Origin of the sequence: Marinobacter litoralis (genome assembly GCF_016427555.1) — a bacterium.
In the GTDB taxonomy this organism is placed as follows: domain Bacteria; phylum Pseudomonadota; class Gammaproteobacteria; order Pseudomonadales; family Oleiphilaceae; genus Marinobacter; species Marinobacter litoralis_A.
The window spans coordinates 441,696-457,785 of record NZ_JAELVS010000002.1; the positions used below are offsets into that span (position 1 = coordinate 441,696).

Genomic DNA, 16,090 nt, shown 5'->3' on the forward strand with positions numbered 1-16,090 from the left:
GAGCGTTAGTATGAATCGATTTTTGAATTCTTTGATCATGAGCCTGCTGCTTGTTTTTACAGCGGGGTTTAGCCATGCCGAAGAGGCTTCCTCCGGCGCTGCCGAAGAGCTTTCATCAATCCTGCGAAGTTATGAAACCTATCAGGCTGATTTTATTCAGATTGTGGTAGGTGAAAACGGCGGGCGGGTACAAGAAACTCGCGGTTCTCTCAAGGCCAAGAGGCCTGGATTGTTCTACTGGGAAACGGCTGCTCCCTTGTCGCAATTCATTGTAAGTGATGGCGAAACCGTTGAAGTGTACGACCCGGATCTCGAGCAGGTGACGATCCACAAGCTGGACGATCGCGTCCAAAGCACGCCCGCGCTGTTGCTCAGCGGTGAGGTCGATAATCTGGACGAAACCTACGAGGTCAGCCAGCGCAGAATCGGCGAATTGACGCAAGAATTTACGCTGATCCCCAAAGGGGCTGACTCTTTGTTCGTTTCACTGCGTCTGAGCTTTTTCGACGGTGAATTGCAAGAAATGAGAATGGAAGATTCGCTGGCTCAAATCAGCATTCTTAGCTTTGATTCCATTAAACTGAACAAGGATGTAGATCAAAAAGCCTTCACGCTGGAGTATCCCGAGGAGGTTGACGTTATTCGGGACGGTGCTTGATGCAGGACAACCTGTTTCAGCAAGAGGTTGGGTTTCAGCCGCTTGCAGCCAAAATGCGCCCTAAAACCCTGGCCGACTACGTAGGGCAAGCCCATCTGGTGGGAGAAGGGAAACCGCTCCGACGGGCTGTTGAACAGGGCCAGTTGCACTCCATGATTTTATGGGGGCCGCCCGGGGTTGGAAAAACCACATTCGCGCAATTACTCGCCAATGTCGGTGAGTTGACGTTTGAAACCTTGTCGGCGGTGCTTAGCGGTGTCAAAGAGATCCGCGAAGTCGTGGATCGTGCTAAACACCGAAAGCAGGCCCAGGGCCGCGACACCTTGCTTTTCGTTGATGAGGTTCACCGGTTTAATAAAAGCCAGCAGGATGCTTTTCTGCCTCATATCGAAGATGGGACGTTCATCTTTGTCGGAGCAACTACCGAAAATCCTTCCTTTGAACTCAACAGCGCTCTGTTGTCCCGCACCCGGGTGTATGTCCTCAAAAACCTCGAAGCTGATGACATTTTGACTCTGCTAAACCGAGCACTTTCCAGTGAGGACGGTTTTGCGGGTTCGCTGAAGGTTGATCCTTCAGTACTGGATACCATGGCTTCCGCGTCAGGCGGGGACGCGCGTCGGGCATTGAATATTCTCGAAGTTGCTGCGGATTTGGCAGAACCAGACGAACAAGGAAACAATCGGGTACTGCCGTCAACACTGGAACAAGTCCTGCAAACCAGCCTGCGCCGGTTTGATAAGGGCGGTGATGTTTTCTACGACCAGATTTCGGCCTTGCATAAGTCGATCAGGGGGTCCAGCTCAGACGGTGCACTTTACTGGCTATGCAGAATGCTCGATGGTGGCTGTGATCCACTCTACGTTGCACGAAGGCTTGTCAGGATTGCCAGTGAAGACATAGGCAATGCAGATCCGAGAGCGCTGCAATTGGCCATGCAGGCGTGGGATGCGCAGGAGCGCTTAGGCTCTCCGGAAGGGGAGTTGGCTCTTGCGCAGGCAGCGACCTATTTGGCCATGGCGCCCAAAAGTAACGCAGTCTACGCCGCGTTCAATCGATGCATGGCTGATATCAAGAGCGATCCCGACTATGAAGTGCCAGTGCATTTGCGTAACGCACCCACTAAATTGCTTAAGAGCATGGGGCACGGCGAAGAGTATCGTTACGCGCACGACGAGCCCGATGCCTATGCGGCAGGTGAAAACTATCTGCCAGAAGCCATACATCAGCGCCGTTACTACGAGCCGGTGATGCGGGGCCTGGAAATCAAACTCGCCGAAAAGCGTCAACGTCTGGACACACTCGACCAACAAAGCACTCTAAAGCGCTATTGATTGGTTCGGCCGGTCTGCTTTGTGGCTCAGGTCAATGCTGGCCAGCAAACTCATGGCGGGTATAATGTTCGCCTATTCACCCATTCGTTAACTGGATAATTCAGGAACACCATGCTCGATCCCAAACGTGTCCGTTCACAGACTGAAGAGATCGCCCGCCGGCTGGCTATTAAAAATTTTGAGCTCGACGTAGCCACTTTCGAGCAGCTGGAAGAGCGCCGCCGAGCCATTCAGGTTCGTACCGAGACCCTGCAGAGCGAGCAGAACAAACGTTCCAAGTCGATTGGTAAAGCCAAGGCGGCCGGTGAAGACATCAAGCCGCTGTTGGATGAAGTTGAAAGCTTGAAGCAACAGCGTAGCGAAGCGGAAGACGAACTACGGTCCGTGCAGGAAGCTTTGAACGCATTCTTTGCCGGCATTCCGAACGTCCCGGACGAAGATGTACCCCCCGGTAAAAGCGAAGATGACAACGTTGAAACCCGTGTTTGGGGAACGCCTCGCGAATTCGATTTCGAGCCGAAAGATCACGTCGCCCTGGGTGAAGCCATTAACGGTCTCGATTTCGAGAAGGCGACCAATCTTGCCCATTCCCGTTTTGCCGTGATGCGTGGCCCATTGGCCCGTCTGCATCGGGCTCTGGCTCAGTTTATGCTCGACCTGCACACCACCGAGCACGGTTACACAGAGACTTATGTACCTTACCTGGTGAACGGCAATGCACTGTTTGGCACTGGTCAGCTACCGAAGTTCGAAGAAGACCTGTTCCGGATGGACGGCGACAATCCTTTGTACCTGATTCCGACTGCGGAAGTGCCGGTAACCAATCTGGTCGCCGACAGCATCCTGGACGATTCGGAATTGCCTCTGCGCATGGTCGCCCACACGCCGTGCTTCCGTAGTGAGGCGGGTTCATACGGTCGCGACGTGCGGGGCATGATTCGCCAGCATCAGTTCGACAAGGTGGAGTTGGTTCAGGTGGTGCGTCCGGAGGAGTCCGGTGAGGCGCTCGAGCAGCTTACAGGTCACGCGGAAAAAGTACTGCAATTGCTTGAGTTGCCGTACCGGATGGTCACGTTGTGTGGCGGCGATATGGGCTTCTCCGCGGTTAAGACATATGACCTTGAAGTGTGGCTGCCGGGGCAGGGCAAGTATCGTGAGATTTCTTCGTGCTCCAATACCCGTGATTTCCAGGCGCGCCGTATGCAGGCTCGCTGGCGTAACCCGGAAACCGGTAAGCCAGAGCCGGTGCACACACTAAATGGATCAGGCTTGGCGGTTGGTCGGGCCATGATTGCGGTTATGGAAAATTATCAGCAGGCCGACGGCAGCATCGTTGTGCCTGACGTTCTGAAGCCCTATATGGGAGGCGTAGAGCGCATCCAATGAGTCGACAAACCGAGGTGCCAGGGAAAGGTGTGAAGGTTGGAGCAGGCCCGGTCCGCTTCAAACCGAATCCGGTCACGGAAAATCCGAACAATTCCGCCGGTGATGTGGCTTTGGTCGGGGCCGGCCCCGGTGATCCTGAACTGTTGACGCTTAAAGCATGGCGACTGATTCAGGCGGCAGAAGTGGTGCTGTACGACAGCTTGGTGTCGCCTGAGATTATGGCGTTGGTTCCCGAGCAGGTCGAGAAGATCCACGTTGGCAAGAAACGCGCGAATCACACGTTACCTCAAGGGCAAATTAACCAGCGTTTGGTAGAGCTCGCCAAGGAAGGATATCGGGTTGTCCGCCTGAAAGGGGGGGATCCGTTCATTTTTGGTCGTGGCGGGGAAGAAATTGAAACTCTCGCGGCCGCTGGAATTCGCTTTCAAGTGGTGCCCGGGATTACCGCTGCATCAGGTTGTGCCGCTTATTCTGGTATTCCGCTTACTCATCGTGATCACGCTCAATCCGTTCGTTTTGTCACCGGCCACTTAAAAGATGATACCTGCAATTTGCCGTGGACGGACTTTGTACAGAATAACCAGACGCTGGTGTTCTATATGGGGTTGGTGGGATTGCCAATCATCTGTCGGGAACTGATTGCTCATGGTATGGATTCGAATATGCCGGTAGCACTGGTGTCCAAGGGTACGACACCGGATCAAAAGGTTGTGACTGGCACTTTGGAGAACATTGCCTCTTTGGTTCAAAGCAGTGGCGTTCAGGCTCCAACCATTGTGATCATTGGTCACGTGGTCAGTTTGAGAGGGAAGTTGGACTGGCTGGGGTGTGAGTCGGTTATTTGAGCACTTGATTGATCAAACAAAAAGGCCCGGAGCTGTTCAGGTTCCGGGCCTTTTTTTGTTTTACTCGCCGCGCTTTGGAAGCACATCCTTCAGCTTGTCGCGCATTTCACGAATCGCGCTTTCTGTGGTTTCCCAGTCAATACACGCATCAGTAATGGACACGCCGTACTTCAGATCGTCGAGATTGTCAGGGATCGACTGGTTACCCCAGTTGATGTTGCTTTCCACCATCAAGCTCTGAATCGACTCATTACCTTCAATGATCTGGCGGGTGACATCCTGCATGACCAGCGGTTGGATGCCAGGATCTTTGTTGGAATTGGCGTGGCTGCAATCCACCATGATGGATTTGCGCAGGCCGGCTTTTTCCAGGGCACGCTCGCACAAAGCGACATTGACTGAATCGTAGTTCGGCTTACCGCCGCCGCCGCGCAGAACAACGTGGCCGTAGTTGTTGCCCTTGGTCCGGATAATGGCGCCGCGACCCTGCTGGTCAATTCCCAAAAAGCTGTGAGGGTGTGAAACCGAGTTCATCGCATTCACTGCAACGTCCAGATTACCGTCTGTGCCGTTTTTGAAACCGATAGCCATCGACAGACCGCTGCTCATCTCACGGTGGGTCTGGGATTCAGTTGTTCGTGCGCCGATCGCTGACCAGGCAATGGTGTCTTGCAGGTACTGGGGTGAGATCGGATCAAGTGCTTCGGTAGCAGCCGGCAAGCCCATTTCATTGATGTCCAGCAGCAAGCGGCGGCCAATGTGCAGGCCTTGCTCAATATCGAACGTATCGTTCAGATGTGGATCGTTGATCAGGCCCTTCCAGCCCACGGTAGTCCGGGGCTTTTCGAAGTAAACGCGCATCACGATCAGCAGAGTGTCGCTGACCTCATCGGCGAGCTTCTTCAGCCGGGTGGCATAATCTCGTGCTGCTTCGGGATCATGGATGGAGCAGGGGCCAACAACGATAAACAGCCGCTTATCCTTGCCGTCCATGATGTCGTAAATAGCCTGACGGCCTGACGCGACAGTATTTGCTGCCTTGTCTGACAGTGGCAGTTCGTCTTTTAAGGCTTCAGGAGTGATCAGTTGTTCCTGGCTGGCCACGTTCAGGTTTTCCAGTTTCTTGCCCGACATCTTGTTGTAGTTCCCCGACTCAAATCGTTACGTCACCGAAACAACGCCGTGTCGCTTTGCCCGGTGATTGAAGATAAACACGAATGGCGCCGGTACACGGTTGCAGCAAACCCCGGCGAGTTGGTTATACTGCGTTATTTGAAGGTCCATTTCAACGATTCCAGACAACAGGCACCGGATGTTCCCTAAGGCAAAGCAGCCAGAGGTAGAGCCAATTTCCCGTAAAGAGGTTGCTGCCCGAATTAATCAGGTTCTCACCGGCATTCGTGTACCGGACCTGCCATATCCCACCGGTAACTCTGTACCAGAGACCGTGCCGGACTGGAGGCCTCTGCTTTCATCCTGTTGGTCCGAACAACGGGATGAACGGGTTACCCATGTTTTACGCTCAGTGCAGATTGACTGGAGCGTCCGCCAGGTCAATGCGGCTTATCTTGCTGATCGGATTATGGATGTCTTCCTGAATACCAGTGGGCTTCACGCTTCGCTGGTCAGTCGCGTTGCCCGGCTTAGATTCTGGTGTGCCTGGCGGCTGGATGAAGACGGCGGCAAAGGTTTCCCGCAGGTTGTGCTGGATTGGCTCGACCATCTGCAGGAATGGCGTGGATGGAGTGATACCGGCGGGCGCTCGTCTCGTGTACTGCTGGATTTGCTCGATAGCCTGGTTGTTGCTGTGGCAGCTAGTTTCGAACAGGGTTCGACAGAGCCGGTAGAAGTTTATTGTCAGCAGTGGCTTGATGACAGTTTGAAGAGGCTGGGGCAGGTGGATCGGCTTCGGCGTCGGTTGTATGACACCGAATTGGGTCTGTCACGGCAACGTCAGGCCGAGCAGATATCAAAAGCCTTGGTGGGGCGAGCGCTAAGGGGGCGGCAATTGCCAAGTGTTATTTCGGGCTTCGTGTTGAACGATTGGATTGGCGTGCTGAAGCAAAGCGTATTGGCCGACGGTGAACAAAGCGAATTGCATCGGCACGCGAATAAAATTCTGGAATGGTTGGTGTGGGCGGGCGACCCGGCCTTGTCTGATAAAGATCGAAGCAAGCTGTACCGAGTGGGTGAACAGCTCGGAGACCTTGTTCACGATGTGTGGCGCCGTGCCATGGGGCGAGACATACCTGTGGCAAAAATTGAGGCGATCAATGCGGTTATTGTTGACCGGATTAAAGGTGAAAGCACCGCTCCGGAACCCGCTCTACCGGCGAACGGCGAGTTCGCGTTTGACGCCGGCTGGCTCGAGCGAACGGCCCTGAGCACCCGTGATGTTGAACCCTACACGGAGCGCTGGTTTGTGAGCGGCGAGGGTGTCGATGAGCAGCGGCGGTTTTTCTTTGCGTTGTTGCCGGATAGCCAGGAGATCGTCTGGACCAACGGTGCCGGGGTAAAACTCGGGTTGCAGGATTGGTCCGAGTTCCAGCGGGAACTGAATCAACAAACGTTGCGGCTTTTACCTGAGTTGAAACCGTTTGGCGAGGTCCTGGAAGAAACGGTAAATGTGTTGGTGAAGGTCTGTCAGAAACAGCAGCAGCAGCGAGAGCAAGCCGCCCGCGAAGTTCGAGCAAGAGCAGAGGCGTTGCGCCGTGAAAAAGCAGAGGCACAGCGTCTGGCTGAAGAGCGAAAAGCGGCTCATGAAGCCACGCTGGCAAGGCAGCGTGCGGAGGCCGAGCAGCAAAGGATGGCTGATGAAAAACTGGAGCTGGAACGGTTGGCTCGTGAGGCCGAAGCCGATGCTGCTCGCCAAGTTGACCAGCTCGAACTTGAAGGGTGGATAGTGCTCGAGTCTGAACAGGCCGAAGACACACCCTTGCGATTGAAATTGGCCGTCAAAATTGCGGCTACCGGCAAATTTGTCTTTGTCGATCGCCTGGGGCTCAACCGGCATCAAATGATGCGGGACGAATTGGTAGCGGGTATTGTCGGTGGAACGATAAGAATTCTTGGAGGCGGGGCAGCCTTTGACGATACGCTCAGTCGTGTTGTGGGCCGAATCCGTGGCAGCCGGAACTAAGGGGGATTGTGATGGATAAAGATTACCGTTTCGGTGAGGAATCCCCGGTTCCTGATGGGGCCGATAAACGGGCGGATTACCGTTTGTCAGCACGGGCGACAGCCCGGCTCCAGGTTGAATCAACGGAACCACTCGAGCTTGGCGGAGAGTTGCTGGAAGGTTCGGTTCGAACCTGCGAAGTGCGGGATCTTTCGGCCAGCGGGATGAGCCTGGTGAGCGCTGAAGCCTTGCGGATAGGGTCGTTGTTAGCCGCTGAAATCCATTTGTCCGGACGCGAGGAATCGTTAAGGCTTATGGTGGAAGTGGTATGGAGTAAAGAAGAGGGTAAGCGATATTTGATCGGCTTGCGGGTGTTCGAGTCCGACGAAACCGATTATCTGCACTGGCTTGATGCGGTCGCCGAAGCATTTGCGGGATCAGAATAAACAAAGCCGACAGAGAGTCGGCTTTGTAATGGGGTAGGGCTGTTAATGACCTTAGTCTTCCAGCTCGCCCATACCGGTGATGTTGAAACCACCGTCAACGTACAGAATCTCGCCGGTAATACCGGATGCCAGGTTCGAGCACATGAACGCAGCCGCATTACCCACTTCTTCGGTTGTCACGTTACGGCGCAATGGTGCACGTTTGGCGTTCTCTGCCAGCATACGCCGGAAGCTTTTGATGCCGGACGCCGCCAAAGTCTTTATGGGGCCGGCAGAGATGCCGTTCACGCGGATGCCTTCTTTGCCCAGGCTTGCAGCCATGTATCGAACGTTTGCCTCCAGAGAGGCTTTCGCGAGGCCCATCACGTTGTAGTTCTGAAGAACCTTCTCGGCACCCAGGTAACTGAGTGTCAGCAAGCTGCTGCCGTCGTGCATCATCTTACGGGCGCCTTTTGCCAGGGCAACAAAGCTGTAAGAGCTGATGTCATGGGCGATGCGGAACCCGTCACGGGTGGTCACATCAACGTAATTACCATCCAGCTCATGGCCGGGCGCGAAACCAACAGCGTGAATGATGATATCGATGTTGTCCCAGTGCTTGCCTAGCTCAGTGAATACGTTCTCGATCTCTTCGTCGCTGGCAACGTCGCAGGGAATGGTGATCTTGCTTCCCCATTGCTCGGCAAATTTCTCCACGCGTGACTGAAGTTTTTCGTTCTGATACGTGAACGCCAGTTCCGCGCCTTCGCGAGCAAAGGCTTCTGCAATGCCGTAAGCGATGGAATGTTTACTGGCAACACCAACAATCAGTGCTTTTTTACCACTGAGAATACCCATGGGTATCGACTCCCTATGTTCCTTGATTTTGGCGCATTATCCCCGACCCGAGTCGAAGGGGCTAATGTCAATTGGTCGTAGTGCTATAGAAAAATGCCGCGTTCAGCAGCTCTTTGGTGTAGGTTTCCCTGGGTTCCCGGAAGATTCTTTCCGCGTCTCCGTATTCAACAATCTCGCCCTGTTGTAACACCAGTAATTTGTGGCTCAGAGCTCTCACGACATTCAGATCGTGGCTTATAAAAATATAGCTTAGCCCATACTGAGCCTGAAGTTTTTGCAGCAACTCAATTACTTGCTTCTGAACCGTGCGATCGAGCGCAGAAGTGGGCTCGTCAAGAATGATGACTTCGGGTTGCAAGACCAGTGCCCGGGCTATCGCAATGCGCTGGCGCTGACCGCCTGAAAACTCGTGCGGGTAGCGGTCGCGGGCCGCGGGGTCGAGCCCGACATCCTTCAATGCCTGAATAACCTTGGCGTCGTGTTGATCGTTATTAGCTTGGTCGTGAATCAAAAGCCCTTCTTTGATGATCTCCGCTACCGACATTCGCGGGCTTAAGCTGCCAAAGGGGTCCTGGAACACAATCTGGATGCGGCGGCGCCAGGGTCGGAACTGCTTTTGGGAAAGAGACGCTAATTCGGTGTCATCAAGCCGAACGGAGCCGGTGCTGGTCGTGAGTTTGAGTAGTGCATGGCCGATGGTTGTTTTGCCACTGCCGCTCTCGCCAACGATGCCCAACGTTTCGCCTTGGCTCAGTTGCAGGCTGACGTCTTTTACCGCATGAAAGCTCTTGGTGACTTTGCCCAGAAGGTTTTTTTTCAAAGTAAATGATACGTTTAGCCCGGAAACCTCTAGTAAAGCCTTTGTTTTTGCAGGCGGAGCTAAAGGTTCTTCCGGTGGTTCTGCATCAATCAGCGTGCGCGTATACGGGTGTTCAGGCGCTGAAAACAAGCGATCGGTTTCCGCTTCCTCAACTTTGCTGCCTTTTTCCATAACCAGTACCCGGTCGGCGTAACGCCTCACGAGGCTAAGATCGTGAGTGATCAGCAGCATGGCCATTCCGAGCTTTTTCTGAAGCGACTGAAGCAGCTCCAGAACTTGCTTCTGAACCGTTACATCCAGCGCAGTGGTTGGTTCGTCGGCGATGAGCAGCTCCGGCTCGTTGGCCAGGGCCATGGCGATCATCACCCGTTGTTTTTGGCCGCCCGATAGCTGATGTGGGTAGCTCGCCAAGCGTTGTTCCGGGTTCGGGATGCCAACCAGATCAAGCAGTTCGATACAGCGCGTTCGCGCCTGTGGGCCTCTCATGCCCAGATGGACCTGCAAGGTTTCTGAAATCTGCTTCTCAACAGTGTGCAATGGATTGAGAGATGTCATTGGCTCCTGAAAAATCATACTGATTTTCCGGCCACGAATGGTTTTCATGACCTTTTCAGGGGCGTTAAGCACATTTATGCCCTCAAACAGAATTTCGCCGGAGGGGTAACTTACATGCCGCTCATCCAGCAGGCGAAGCACCGAAAGCGCCGAAACCGATTTTCCGGAGCCGCTTTCACCGACCACCGCCAAAGTTTCGCCCTTACCAATCGACAACGAAAGGTGTTGCACGGCGAGAGGGCCGTGATCGAATTGGATGGATAGATCCGAGATGGTTAATAAATCACTCATATCAATTCTTTCTCGGGTCAAACGCATCACGTACCGCTTCTCCGGTAAAAACCAGCAAAGTCAGCATGAGCGACAAGGAAACAAAGGCTGAAATGCCCAGCCAGGGCGCGTGCAAATTGGCTTTACCCTGGGCAATCAACTCGCCGAGAGAGGGCGAACCAGAAGGCAGGCCGAATCCCAGAAAATCCAGGGAGGTGAGGCTGGTAATGGCACCCGCGAGGATAAAAGGTAAGAAGGTGAGGGTGGCCACCATGGCGTTTGGCAGCACATGGCGGAACATAATATGCCGGTTCTCCAGGCCCAGGGCTCTTGCTGCCCGCACGTACTCAAAGTTTCGGGCCCGGAGAAACTCCGCCCGAACCACATCCACAAGCCCCATCCAGCTGAACAGCAACATAATACCCAGCAGCCACCAGAAATTCGGCTGCACAATGGCCGACAGGATGATGAGCAAATAGAGCATCGGCAGCCCTGACCAAATCTCCAGAAAGCGCTGGCCAAGAAGGTCAATTTTGCCACCGAAGTAGCCTTGAATGGCACCTACTGCGACTCCGATAAGGCAGCTGACCAGGGTCAGTGTCAGGCCGAACACCACCGAAATACGGAATCCGTAGATCACTCTGGCAGCAACATCGCGCCCCTGATCGTCGGTACCAAGCCAGTTGACGGAGCTGGGTGGGGCCGGTGAAGGCACATCCAGATCGTAGTTGATGGTGTTGTAGCTGAACGGTATCGGGGGCCAGATCATCCAGCCATTGGCGTTGATTTCGTCGGCAATGAAGCTGTCCCGGTAGTCGGTTTCCGTGGGCAGGAATCCACCAAAGGTTTCCTCTGGAATGGTCTGCACGACCGGGAAATACCAGTCACCTTGGTAGGACACGACCAAAGGCTTGTCGTTTGCTAGCAATTCGGCAGCAAGGCTGATGCCGAATATCAGCAGGAACAGCCAGAGCGACCAATACCCGCGTCGATTGTTTCGAAAGTTGCGTAGTCGGCGTTGTTGAATGGGAGAGAGTTTGATCACAATTAAGCGCCCTCTCTGCTTTCAAAGTCGATGCGTGGATCAACCAGCACGTAGGTGATGTCGCTGATGAGTTTCAGCAGCAGCCCCATAAGTGTGAAGATATACAGGGTGCCGAAAATGACGGGGTAATCCCTGTTCAGAGCGGCTTCAAACCCAAGCAAACCAAGGCCGTCGAGTGAGAAAATGACCTCGATCAGCAGAGAGCCAGTGAAGAACAAAGACACAAGCACGCCGGGCAAGCTGGCAATGACAATCAACATGGCGTTGCGGAACACGTGGCCATAAAGAACCTGTTTTTCATCCAGGCCCTTGGCTCTGGCGGTGACGACATATTGCTTGCCGATTTCATCGAGAAACGAATTTTTGGTCAGCAACGTGAGGGTGGCAAAACCGCCAATGACGTTGGCGGTAACCGGAAGTGCCAGATGCCAGAAATAGTCACCAATCTTCTGGTACCAATTCAAAGAGTCAAAATCGGGTGAGGTAAGGCCTCGCAACGGGAACCAGTCGAAGTAACTACCACCGGCAAACAGAACGATCAACAGGATCGCAAAAAGGAACCCGGGAATAGCATAGCCGACGACAATGGCGGAGCTGGTCCAGACATCGAAACGGGAGCCGTCTTTAACGGCTTTTCGGATCCCGAGTGGAATGGAAATCAGATAGATAACGAGCGTTGACCAAAGCCCAAGCGAAATGGATACCGGCATCTTATCAATAACCAGTTCGACTACAGAACGGTCTCGAAAAAAGGAGTTCCCGAAGTCAAACGTGGCGTAATCCTTCAGCATTCCCAGAAAGCGTTCGTGGGCGGGCTTGTCGAAACCGTAGCGGGTTTCCATTTCGGCCAGCAGTTCCGGTGGCAAGCCCCGGGCACCCCGACTTTCGCTCGAAGCTGTCGATACTTCGCCGCCCATGTCGCCGCCACCGGCTCGGGCTAGTGCATTGCCGCCAAGGCCTTCCATTTCGGCTATCAGCTGCTCAATAGGACCACCCGGCGCAGCCTGAACGATGATGAAGTTGAGCAACATGATGCCGACCAAAGTCGGAATGATCAGCGCCAATCGACGAAGTATGTATGTACCCATCTAGGGAAGGAATCCTTGCGTAACGGCTTGGTTCGGAGTGGGTTCCTTAGCGGGCAACCCACCAGTTGTTAAGATCGATACCGCTTTTAGGGGTAACGTCCGGCCGTTCAAGATGGTTCCAGTAGGCCACTCTGTCTTTGCTCAGGTGCCAGTGAGGTATGACGTAATGGCCGTGCAGCAACACGTGATCCAGGGCGCGCACCCTATGTACCAACTCGTCTCTGTCCGGTGCTTGAATCACCATATTGACGAGTTCATCGACGACTGGGTCGTTCACCCCGATCGTATTACGCGAACCTTGTACATCCACATTCGACGAATGCCAATAATCACGCTGCTCATTACCGGGTGAGTCGGATTGCGGCAGTACCTGAGTGATCATATCGAAATCGAAACTGCGAACTCGCCGAATATACTGGCTGGTGTCAACAAGGCGCACCGTGACATCAATGCCCAGCTTTTTGAGGTTCTGGGTGAACGGAAGCACCACACGCTCGAAGCTTTTCTGTGCCAGCAGAACTTCGAACTTAAGTGGCTTTCCGGATTCTGTGTGAACCATCTTACCGCCTTGAATGCGATAACCGGCTTCGGTCAGCAGCTTCAGTGCCTGTTTAAGGTTGTCACGAACGGTCCGGCTTTTGCCGGTGTCAGGTGGTGTGTACACCTTACTAAAAACGTCAGCGCTCAAATGATTCCGAAACGGTTCCAGAATCTCCAGTGTGCGCCCGGAAGGCAAGCCTTCAGACGCGAGTTCACTGTTTTCGAAGAAACTGTCTGTGCGGCTGTATTGGCCATAGAACAGATTGCGGTTTGCCCATTCGAAGTCGAATCCGTAGGCCAAAGCTTCACGGACTTTGGGGTCTTTGAAAACCGCTTTTCGGGTATTGAAAACAAAGCCTTGCATGCCAGTCGGACGGTGATGCTCGATTGCGACTTTGGTGATCAAACCTTTCTCGAACGGTGTTCCGGTGTAGGCCGTAGCCCAGTTTTTTGCTGAGGTTTCCTGCCGGAAGTCGAAATTGCCGGCTTTGAACGACTCGAGAGCAACAGTATCGTCGCTGTAATACTCGTAGGTGATTTTGTCGAAATTAAAGCGACCGATGCGAACCGGGAGGTCAGCTGCCCAGTAATCAGGTAAACGTTCGAATGTCACGGTGCGGCCTGCATCGAACGAGCCGATACGATAGGGGCCACTCCCCACCGGCACATTCAAACCATTGCCCTCGAACTCCCGGTCTTGCCAATAGTGGGCCGGTAAAATCGGCATCTGCCCGATGATCAGGGGAAGCTCGCGGTTTTCGGTATCACCAAATTCAAACCGAACGCGGTGATCACTTTCGACCGATACACTTTCGATATCGGAGTAATAATTGCGATAGAAAGGATGGCCTTCCGTGGTCAGGATGCGGAAGGAAAAGGCAACGTCTTCAGCGGTAATGGGTTCGCCGTCCTGAAACCGAGCTTCTTTTCGTAAATTGAAAATAACGTAGCTTCGGTCATCGGGTACTTCCAGGCTTTCTGCGATCAACCCGTAAGCCGAGAAAGGCTCATCGTCGGAAGGCACCATCAGGGTGTCGTAAACATAGGTACTGATGCCCGCTGCGGCAACGCCTCGGACTACAAACGGGTTAAAGCTATCAAAACCGTTGGCGACGGCACTCAGTTTTAGGTGGCCGCCCTTGGGGGCTTCTGGATTTACGTAATCGAAATGATCGAAATCCGACGGGTATTTCACCTCCCCGTGCATGGCGATGCCGTGCATCGGCGCGGGCGCTTCCGGGGAGTGATTGTCTGCGTATGAAACAAAAGAAGTGACCACCAGAGCCAGTGACGTAACCAGTCCGGTGAGGCTCGGTGCTTTACGTATTTTTGTCATAGTTCTCGCACGTTATGGGCTGTTTCTTATGTCAACGTAGAGTACCAGACTTTGGCCGGGTTGCAGATAACGGTTGGTATTAAGATCGTTCCATGATGCGATATCGCGCACATTCACGGAGAAACGGGAGGCGATCGTCGATAAGGAATCGCCTTTGCGTACGCGATACCCAACCTTGCGCACCATGGCTTTGCTTCTGGCATTGCTGGCGACGGTTTTAGGTTGCTTGACCTTGCTCCAGATCACCAGTTTCCGGCCGGGGTGCAGAGGGTCGCCTGGCGCCATGCCGTTCCATGCGGCCACCTCTCGCACGCTTACCCGGTGCTCCCGGGCGATGTCCCAGAAGGTATCACCCCGGCGCACGGTGTAGCGCACCTTATTGCCGGAACGTTTCCGCTCCTGCTTGCGCTCAATTCTTTGAGACTGGCTCAAGGCATAAGCGTCAGAGCCTTTGGTGGAGGACGGAATCAGAAGCTGCTGACCGATCCGGATCATGTCGCTGTTCAGCTTGTTTACCTGACGGATAACCGATGTAGTGGTGGAAAACCGGCGAGCGATACTACCCAGATTATCACCCTTCGTTACCTTGTAGTTTTTCCAGGAAACCCGTTGGTCGGCGGGGAAATTTGCCAACGCAGCACGGAATGTATCAGCATTTTGTGCAGGTACCAGCAACCGGTGCGGGCCGTCTGGATTAGTCGCCCAGCGGTTGTACGATGGGTTGAGCAGGTAAATTTCATCGATATCGACACCTGCAAGTTTGGCGGCCTGCGCAAGATCCAGCTGTGAGCCGGTCTCGACCACTTCGAAATAGGGTTCGTTTTTCAGTTCCGGCAGTTGAATGCCAAAGGCGTCCGGGTTGTCGATAACCTTGGCCAGTGCCAGGAGTTTCGGTACGTAGTGCCGGGTTTCTTTTGGGAGGCTCAGAGACCAATAGTCCGTTGGTTTGCCTGCCTTTCTGTTGCGACGCATGGCGCTGGAGACGGTGCCACCGCCGGAGTTGTAGGCCGCCAGCGCCAGGGTGAAATCACCGTCGAAGCGATTGGCCAGGCGCTCGAGATAGGTGAGTGCTGCGTCGGTCGAGGTCAGCACGTCGCGACGATCATCATGCCACCAGCTCTGTGTCAGGCCGAAGTATTTGCCCGTTGACGGGATAAACTGCCAAAGCCCGGCTGCGCGCCCGTGGGAGTATGCAAAGGGATCAAAGGCGCTTTCTACTACCGGCAGCAAGGCCAGCTCTGTGGGGAGGCCGCGAGCTTCAGCTTCGCTCAGAATGTGGTGCAGGTATCGCGCACCCCTTTCTGTTACGCGCTGAATATAACGGGGGTTGCGAGCATACCAATCCAGCTGGGCCTGCATCCTTCGATTATCAACCGAATGATCCATTTTGAACCCGGCACGCATGCGACTCCACAGATCTGTTTGCACAAGTTCATCTGGCCCGGAGGACTTGGGTTCGTCGAGCTTTTTACGGGCGGCTTTCGCTTTGGCTTTCAGGTCTGCTGAAATGGCATCGTCCAACGGTGCATTCGCTGATAAATCTTTGTCGGAATCGATAGCCGCGATCAGCTCGTCGTCGCCCTGGGCCACCACAATGCGTTCAGACTCGAGCGGGCTGCTGTGCCAGTTTTCGAATAATGGATTGCTGCTGCAGCCAGCGGTTAAGGATGTGGTGAGCAAGACCAATGAGAGGCGATTAACCGGCATAACTAGGCTTCCGGGAGGTTGCGCCGGATGTCAGTAACCAGATCCGGCGTAAAGATAAATGCAATGCTTCAAACACAGTTCGAGCGAGATTCTATGGGACGGGTT

At 54.0% G+C, this 16,090-nt stretch carries 12 protein-coding genes and 1 pseudogene; 6 read left to right on the top strand and 7 right to left on the bottom strand.

Translation table 11 applies throughout. From position 1 onward, the window contains the following. Nucleotides 1–10 precede the first annotated feature (10 nt). The 4 genes and pseudogenes from lolA to cobA form a co-directional block, all read left to right on the top strand. On the top strand, nt 11–658 hold the full coding sequence (gene lolA / locus JAO79_RS09600) for an outer membrane lipoprotein chaperone LolA (protein ID WP_199007029.1): 648 nt from the start codon (nt 11–13) through the stop codon (nt 656–658). Beyond that, nucleotides 658–1,992 carry a replication-associated recombination protein A gene (locus JAO79_RS09605; protein ID WP_199007030.1) on the top strand — a complete coding sequence of 445 codons (1,335 nt, stop codon included), beginning with the start codon at nt 658–660 and terminating at the stop codon, nt 1,990–1,992. The genes lolA and JAO79_RS09605 overlap by 1 nt, the downstream gene beginning before the upstream one ends. A 111-nt stretch (nt 1,993–2,103) precedes the next feature. After that, complete coding sequence (serS, locus tag JAO79_RS09610; protein ID WP_199007031.1) at nt 2,104–3,378, top strand: serine--tRNA ligase; 1,275 nt, start codon at nt 2,104–2,106, stop codon at nt 3,376–3,378. Nucleotides 3,379–3,470: 92 nt separating this feature from the next. Next, nucleotides 3,471–4,223, top strand: a pseudogene (gene cobA / locus JAO79_RS09615) (uroporphyrinogen-III C-methyltransferase); the annotation flags it as partial. A 60-nt stretch (nt 4,224–4,283) separates the two neighbouring features. Here cobA and JAO79_RS09620 read toward each other — a convergent pair. Next, nucleotides 4,284–5,357, bottom strand: a complete 1,074-nt coding sequence (locus JAO79_RS09620; RefSeq protein WP_199007033.1) for a 3-deoxy-7-phosphoheptulonate synthase — start codon at nt 5,355–5,357, stop codon at nt 4,284–4,286. Nucleotides 5,358–5,535: 178 nt separating this feature from the next. Between JAO79_RS09620 and JAO79_RS09625 the strand changes: the two genes are divergently transcribed. After that, nucleotides 5,536–7,362, top strand: a complete 1,827-nt coding sequence (locus JAO79_RS09625; protein WP_199007034.1) for a DUF1631 family protein — start codon at nt 5,536–5,538, stop codon at nt 7,360–7,362. Between the two features lie 11 nt (nt 7,363–7,373). After that, nucleotides 7,374–7,787: a PilZ domain-containing protein gene (locus tag JAO79_RS09630; protein ID WP_227664486.1), complete on the top strand. Its 414-nt coding sequence runs from the start codon at nt 7,374–7,376 to the stop codon at nt 7,785–7,787. A 51-nt stretch (nt 7,788–7,838) separates the two neighbouring features. On the opposite strand, the gene JAO79_RS09635 is transcribed toward JAO79_RS09630, so the two are convergent. The 6 genes from JAO79_RS09635 to JAO79_RS09660 form a co-directional block, all read right to left on the bottom strand. Further along, entirely contained in the window at nt 7,839–8,624 is a 786-nt protein-coding gene (locus JAO79_RS09635; RefSeq protein ID WP_199007036.1) for an enoyl-ACP reductase, read from the bottom strand. A 67-nt stretch (nt 8,625–8,691) separates the two neighbouring features. Then, nucleotides 8,692–10,290, bottom strand: a complete 1,599-nt coding sequence (locus JAO79_RS09640) for an ABC transporter ATP-binding protein (RefSeq protein ID WP_199007037.1) — start codon at nt 10,288–10,290, stop codon at nt 8,692–8,694. Between the two features lies 1 nt (nt 10,291). Continuing rightward, the gene (locus JAO79_RS09645; protein ID WP_320158955.1) at nt 10,292–11,311 is read right to left on the bottom strand and encodes an ABC transporter permease; all 1,020 of its coding nucleotides are present in this window, start codon (nt 11,309–11,311) and stop codon (nt 10,292–10,294) included. A gap of 5 nt (nt 11,312–11,316) precedes the next feature. After that, nucleotides 11,317–12,402, bottom strand: coding sequence for a microcin C ABC transporter permease YejB (locus JAO79_RS09650; RefSeq protein WP_199007039.1), 1,086 nt, complete (start codon nt 12,400–12,402; stop codon nt 11,317–11,319). A 46-nt stretch (nt 12,403–12,448) separates the two neighbouring features. After that, nucleotides 12,449–14,278 (bottom strand): extracellular solute-binding protein, encoded by a 1,830-nt coding sequence (locus JAO79_RS09655; protein ID WP_199007040.1) that lies wholly within the window; start codon nt 14,276–14,278, stop codon nt 12,449–12,451. Between the two features lie 12 nt (nt 14,279–14,290). Beyond that, entirely contained in the window at nt 14,291–15,985 is a 1,695-nt protein-coding gene (locus JAO79_RS09660) for a LysM peptidoglycan-binding domain-containing protein (protein WP_199007041.1), read from the bottom strand. Nucleotides 15,986–16,090 lie beyond the last annotated feature (105 nt).